Origin of the sequence: Synechococcus sp. H55.11, assembly GCF_047462475.1 — a bacterium.
Taxonomy (GTDB): Bacteria; Cyanobacteriota; Cyanobacteriia; order Thermostichales; family Thermostichaceae; genus Thermostichus.
In genome coordinates this window covers 3,653-9,879 of record NZ_JANSJI010000033.1, presented here as the reverse complement: position 1 = coordinate 9,879, position 6,227 = coordinate 3,653, and the positions used below count along the sequence as shown (strand labels likewise).

At 65.6% G+C, this 6,227-nt stretch carries 5 protein-coding genes; 4 read left to right on the top strand and 1 reads right to left on the bottom strand.

Annotated elements, in window-relative coordinates:
• Positions 1-187: 187 nt before the first annotated feature.
• Entirely contained in the window at positions 188-2,323 is a 2,136-nt protein-coding gene (locus tag NW853_RS01295; protein WP_414335660.1) for a tetratricopeptide repeat protein, read from the bottom strand.
• A gap of 121 nt (positions 2,324-2,444) precedes the next feature.
• Between NW853_RS01295 and NW853_RS01290 the strand changes: the two genes are divergently transcribed.
• Genes NW853_RS01290 through NW853_RS01275 form a run of 4 tightly spaced genes read left to right on the top strand, consistent with a single transcriptional unit; the run spans position 2,445 to position 6,101 of the window.
• A complete protein-coding gene (locus NW853_RS01290) occupies positions 2,445-3,959 on the top strand; it encodes a hypothetical protein (protein WP_414347276.1) in 1,515 nt (504 codons plus the stop codon).
• Between the two features lie 18 nt (positions 3,960-3,977).
• Positions 3,978-4,364 carry a thioesterase family protein gene (locus NW853_RS01285; RefSeq protein WP_414347273.1) on the top strand — a complete coding sequence of 129 codons (387 nt, stop codon included), beginning with the start codon at positions 3,978-3,980 and terminating at the stop codon, positions 4,362-4,364.
• Positions 4,351-4,899 carry a hypothetical protein gene (locus tag NW853_RS01280; protein ID WP_414335666.1) on the top strand — a complete coding sequence of 183 codons (549 nt, stop codon included), beginning with the start codon at positions 4,351-4,353 and terminating at the stop codon, positions 4,897-4,899. Before NW853_RS01285 ends, NW853_RS01280 begins: the two co-directional genes overlap by 14 nt.
• A gap of 35 nt (positions 4,900-4,934) precedes the next feature.
• Complete coding sequence (locus tag NW853_RS01275) at positions 4,935-6,101, top strand: glycerate kinase (RefSeq protein ID WP_414347271.1); 1,167 nt, start codon at positions 4,935-4,937, stop codon at positions 6,099-6,101.
• Positions 6,102-6,227 lie beyond the last annotated feature (126 nt).

Below are 6,227 nucleotides of genomic sequence, written 5' to 3'. Positions count from 1 at the left end.
TCCCCCTGGGAGAGGGGCTGGGGGTGGTCGCGTGAGCGGCGCGGAGCGCTTGGGCAGCGGCAAAGTGTCTTAATCTTGTCTGAAACGACTATATTCCTGACGGTTTTGTGGTGGGCAGGTGCGGATTGTCTCTGAGTAGGTTGGGAAGCCCGCGCCGCGCTGATGGGAGCAGGCCAAGGGGATCCGCTCAGGAGCTGCGGTCTAGCGGCTGGGGCTCTGGTTGAGGGGTGAGGGTTTCCAGCTCCGGCAAGGGGGATCCCATCTCGGCGGCGGGGCTTTCCAAGGACTTTGTCCCCCTATCTTCGGTGGGCATGCCCGTCGGCAAGCCGGATGCAGCTTGGGCCGGCTGAAACTGGGGATCCAGCTCCAGGCAGCGCTGCAAACTGGCCTGGGCCGCTTCCCGCTGGCCGGCCTGTAGTTGGATCAACCCCAAGGTATGCCAAAAGGCGGGCCGCTGCGGCTCCAGTTGCGTAGCCCGTTGGGCGTCGGCCAGGGCCAGCTCCAACTTTCCCAGCTTCAGGGCTTCCCAGGCGCGGTTGTTGAGGGCCACCGCGTCTTCTGGGGTGAGCTCCAGGACGCGCGAGTAGGCTTGCGCTGCTTTCTCTGCATCCCCCAGGTCGCCATAGACCAGGCCCAAGGCAAACCAGCCCCAGGGATCCCGTTCGTTGAGGCGGGTCATCTCTTGGGCGGCGGCAAGGGCTTCTTCCAATCGGCCCAGGCGGCGCAGGCTGGTGATCTGGCCAAACCAGCAGGCAAAGCTGCCAGGACGCTGCTGCACCAAGCTCCGGAACTGCTCTAGGCTGGCCTCGTATTGCCCCAGCTCCTGCTGGGCCACTGCCAGGGCGTAGCGAGCCGGGAAGTCCTCTGGCCGGATCTTCAGGGCCTCCTCAAAGTGAATGCAAGCCTCCTTTAGGTAGCCCAATTTCTGGAAGGCCACGCCGCGGGCGTACCAGCTTTTGGGGTTGTCGGCGTCGTAGCGCAGGGCACGTTCCAGGGCTTTGCTGGCCAGCCGATACTGCCCCAGGCGCAGCAGAGCCACCCCTAGGTTATGGAGCGTAATGGGATCCCGGCGGCGCAGCCGCAGCGAGCGCTTGTAACACTCGATGGCCGAGCGCAGCCGCTGGCAGTGGAACAGGGCATTACCTTGGTAGCGCCAGACCCGGCCACTTCTGGGGTTGAGCTTCAAAACCCGAGCAAAGCTGGCCGCCGCCGAGCTGGGCCGCCGCAGCCGCCGCAACACGATCCCACGCGCCAGCCAGGTGCGGGGCTGTTGGGGGTTGTAGCGCAGCGCCTTGTTCAGGCTGTTGAGGGCCAGCTTGGGCCGCTTCAGTTGCATGAGGCGAATGCCGCGGTTGTGCCAGGCCAGGGCGTCCTCCGGGTTGCTCTCCAGCACCTTGTCGTAGTTGACCACCGCCGCTTTGTACTGGCCCAGGCGCCCCAGAATCAGGGCCAGGCGCAGCCGCGTCTCCTCGTCGTAGGGGTTGATGCTCAGGGATCCGTTGTAGCTATCCACCGCCTCGCGGTAGCGGGCCAACTGCACCAGCACATCGCCGCGTCGGCTCCAGGCCAGGGCGAAGTTGGGATCCATGTTCAAAGCGCGGTCGTAGGCGGCCAGGGCTTCGGTTAGGTTGCCCCGCTTGCGCCACTCCTCGGCCCGATCGAATTGAATATCGGCGCTGTTCCACTGGAACAGGCGCTGAAGAAATTGCAAAATGGCAATCTTGCGTGCCCCTTCCTCCGGTGTGGCAGAGGGCATTTCGCCAGTGGCAATGCGCAGGATGGCTAGCTGAATGGCTCGTAGGAAAGCTTGGAACCCCCGCACTTCCTCATCTTCAGGAGGTTCCTCGCGGCGGTGGTATTGCAGCCGAAATCGCTGCAGATCTCCAGGGGTGGGGAAGCTGGGATCCAAAAAGTGCATCAGCTCCCGGGCCCGGTACTCAAACAGCACCGGATCTTCCTCAGAGCCGCTAAAATCCAGCAGCGGTGCTTCTGCCAGGGGGCGGGGCAGCTCGGCGGGCGTGTGGAGCAGCGTCAGCAGGCGCTGGTTCTGTCGGGGCGGAGCGTGGGAGAAGCCGCTGTAGAGCTCATCTCTAGGCCAGGGATCGGCAACAAACTCCGGCGAGGCCACCACCCCGATCCAGCGGCATTGTTCGATGGCCAGTTGCAGCTCCAGCCGGCGGTCGTCTCCCGGCTGCAGCATCCAGCGGTCAAACCAGACCTTGAACCCCTCCCGATCCAGCCGCTCGGCCAGTTGCCGCGCCCACCGCGCCTGCTCTCGGTGGTAGCGCAAGAAAAGGTCAAACTTGTAATGCTCGGAAGACATGAACGCCTGCTCGCTGCTCTTTTCCAGCTTATCTTTGCCATCGCCTCGGCGGCCCGAGCACTGCCTCTTCCCCGGCTGCAAGATCGGCGATAGTTGAGGAAGGGTTGGTCAGGAGGGGGAGATGGCAAGCGGAGTGCTGGCGATTGCCGCAGCGATTGGCTTAGTGGTTCTGCTGTTGGAAGCGATTCGCTATCGCCGCTGGGGATCCCTGCGCCGTTGGCAGCCGGCAATGGGACTGGGCCTGGCGGCCCTGGCAGCGCTGGGGGCGGGGCTGGGACAGTTGCCGGAACCGGTTCCGCTGGCCCTGCTGTTGGGGGGGCTGGTGGGACTGGGGCTGCTGGGCTTGGGCGGCTGTGGGCGGGCCGGGCAGGGGCTGGCGGTGCTGCTGCTCAGCTTGGCCACCTGGCAGGGTGTAGCCGGCGGCGCCTTCGAGGGATCTGAGGCGGGAGCTGCTTTTTCTCTGCTGTTGTGGGGCTGCGGCCTGGGGATGGGCTTGGTGGGGATCCCGTTGCTGGGCTGCTTGGCTGAAGGAGAGATGCTGTCTGTGCTGATGGGGCTGGCCCAGGGCTGGAGCGGCATCGCCGCCTTGACTTGGGGATCCCGCCTTATGGAGATGGGAGGGGAATCTCTGCCAGATCTCCCTTGGCCGGTGTTGTTACCTGTTGGTCTGGCCGCCCTCAGCCTAGTGGCGGGCACCCTGCCCTTGTTGACTGTTCCCGTTCGCGCCAGCGGGACAGAGTCCTCACCCGACAGCGAGGTGGAATCCAACCGGCTGCTGTCGGCCCTGGGGCACGGTGTGGGATGGCTGGTGGCGACGGCGCTGGCCCTGGCTCTGGTGCGCAACGGGCTGTACCAGGATCCCTTTTGGGCGCTGCTGTACGGGGCGGGGGTGTTGCTCTCGTGGGCTCTACTGGCTTTGGAGAGCAGGATCCCGGCACCCGAGGGGAAAGAGGCCTTGCTCTGGCGGGCCTGTGTGAGCCTGACGCTGGTAGGCGGTGGGGCGCTGCTGGCGTTGCGGCTGGGGGGATCCTACGGGGCGGCGCTGCTGGGGCTGGGGTGTCTGGCTTTTCCCAGCCGCTGGGGGGCGATGGCTGCCCTGTTTTTGTCGGCCCGACCCCTGCTGCAAAACCTGCTGCACCAGTTCAACCTGCAGGTGGCCGGGATCGACCTCACCCAGCCCTACGTATCGGCGGCGCTCTACTTGGGCATGGCGGCCATGGCCTTGGCTGCGCTTCTTTACTGGCTGCACGGGCTAGACAAACCCCTGCAAACCGGGGTCGGCCTGACGCTGGGCAGCCTGCTCCTGCCGCTGGGGGTGGGCTATTTCGTCCATGCCCAGCCGCAAGCAGCTTTCTTGCTGGCAGCCTTGATCACCGCCTTGATCTTGGCGGCGCTGCAGCCCATAGCCTTGAACCAAGAAGGGAGAAGGGCGACTTGGACGGGGATCCAAGCTTTGGGCCTGGCCACGCTCGCCATCCTCGGATCCAACCTCAGCCGCAACTGGACGGTGACGGGGTTCTATGCCACCCGCCTGGAGCGGGCCCTGGTGCTGGCGGCCAGCGTTGGGATCCTGGCTCTGTTCCTTTTGCTTGGGCAGGGCTGGCGCTGGTGGCAGTCCAGAACAGCGTCCCGCTAGCGTTGAGGTTCTAGGGTTGTGAAACTCCTTCCCCTCGGCACCCGTGGCACCTGGCAAGGGATCCCCGGCCCCGAGCAGACGGCTGAGGCCCTGGGCAACCCCGGCGTGAGGGTGATCGGATCCCCAGCTCTGTTGGCGCTGATCGAGCGATGTGGCCACAACACCTTGCAGCCTTTTTACGAGGGGGAAGAAGCGGCAGTCGGGATCCGCTTTGTCCTAGAACACTGCTCAGCAGCTGTGGTGGGGGATCCTCTACACCTTCAGGTTGAGGTTGTGCAAGTGGAGGGAAGGCGCGTTCAGTTTCAGGTGGAGATCACGCAGCAGGGGCGGCTGGTGATGCAGGGATCCTACACCTGTCAGGTAGTCGATTTGCCCCATTTTCTGGCCCGCTATGGGCTGGCTTGAGATCATCAAGTACCTGGCAGGGCTGCTGCTGGTCACTGGGTTGGGGCTGTTTCTGTTCTGGCCACAACAGCTCCTGCTACGCTACCGCAAGCCTTGGCAAGGCCCCCTCGCCTGGAGCTGGAAATGGCGCGGGTGGGGGGGCTTGGCTCTGCGGGGCAGCCGTCGGGGGTGGGAATGGCGCTGCGGATCCCTCTGCGTTCGCGGGCATTGGCCGGCCCGGGTGGGCTGCCGTCTCTCCTTTGCCGACTGGCCTCGCTTCTGGCCCCTTCTGAAGCAGTTGGCCAAGGGGATCCAGATCCAGTCCTGGCAAGGTGGCCTAGAAATCGGCTTTGCCGACCCGGCCTTGACGGGGCAATGCCTAGGGTTGATCGCCGCTCTGCCCCCCCCGTTGGCCCAACATCTGCGCCTTACCTTCGCCCGCAGCGGCTGGCGCGGACAGGGATCCCTGGTGGTTCGCTTTCGTCCCTGGCGGGTGCTGGGGCCGGCCTTGAAACTGGGGTGGCTGGCCCTCTGGGAAAGGATCCCGGACAATTAGCGCTGGAACAGCCTCGCCGAGCCAAACTTTGGGTTATGTCGAATTGGGGACAAAAGGAATGGGATCCGCGCGCGCCCCGGCGGATTTTGGTCTGCCCGGATAGCTTCAAGGGATCCCTGACGGCCACGGAAGCGGCAGCGAGCATGGCCCGCGGGATCCAACAAGTGTTGCCCCAGGCCGCGGTGGAGCTGCTCCCTCTGGCCGATGGGGGCGAGGGCACCCTAGAGGTGCTGCTGCCGGCGCTGGGGGGAGAAAAACGAGGGCTGTGGGTCACCGGCCCGCTGGGGGATCCCGTCTGGGCCGAATACGGGGTGGCGGGCGAGCGGGCGCTGCTGGAAGTAGCCCAGGTGGCCGGCCTGACCTTGGTGCCCCCACAGCGGCGGGATCCCACCCGCACCACCACCTATGGCTTGGGGGAGCTGTTGCGGGCCGTCTGCCGGGATCCCATTGCCGAGATCTGGATAGGGCTGGGCGGATCCGCCACCGTCGATGCGGGCGCAGGGATGGCGCAGGCCTTGGGCTATCGCCTCCTGGATGAGGCCGGGGATCCCATTGGCTGGGGGGGAGGGGAGCTGGCCCGCCTGGCGCGCATCGAGCCGCCCGAGCAGCCTGTCTGGCTGGGCAAGTGCATCCGCGGCCTCTGCGATGTGCAGAACCCCCTCACCGGCCCGTTGGGGGCGGCTGCCGTTTTTGCCCCCCAGAAGGGCGCCACTCCCCAGCAAGTAAGGCAGTTGGAGCAGGCACTGCAGCAGTGGGCCAGAGTGGTGGAGCGCGACCTGGGCCGGACTGTGGACGGGATCCCAGGGGCCGGCGCCGCCGGCGGGCTAGGGGCAGGATTGGTGGCTTTTTTAGGCGCCACCCTGGAGTCGGGGATCCACTTGCTGGCCCAGCACTTGGCTCTGGCGGAGCGCATCCACCGCTGTGACCTGGTGGTGACCGGCGAGGGCCGCCTTGACGAACAGAGCAGCATGGGCAAAGTGGTAGGAGTGGTGCTGGAGCTGGCCATGGCAGCCCAGAAGCCCCTGCTGATTCTCTGTGGCCAGGCCACCCCGGCAGCCCGAGCCGACTTGGCCGCCCGACCTTTGCCAATTGGAGTTGCTGCCCTCTGCGACCGGATCCCGGATGTGACCGAAGCCCAGCGTCAGGCCGGCCACCACTTGGAACAGATGGCCGCTTGCGAGTTGAAAAAGTTTCTAGCCTAGGATCCGCTCATCACATAGTCATTGCAAAAGATTATGGAACAGCCTGTCCGTTGCTCTCCAGCTCCCCTCTCCCCCAGGGAGAGGGGCTGGGGGTGAGGGGATTCCCCAGGGAGAGGGGCTGGGGGT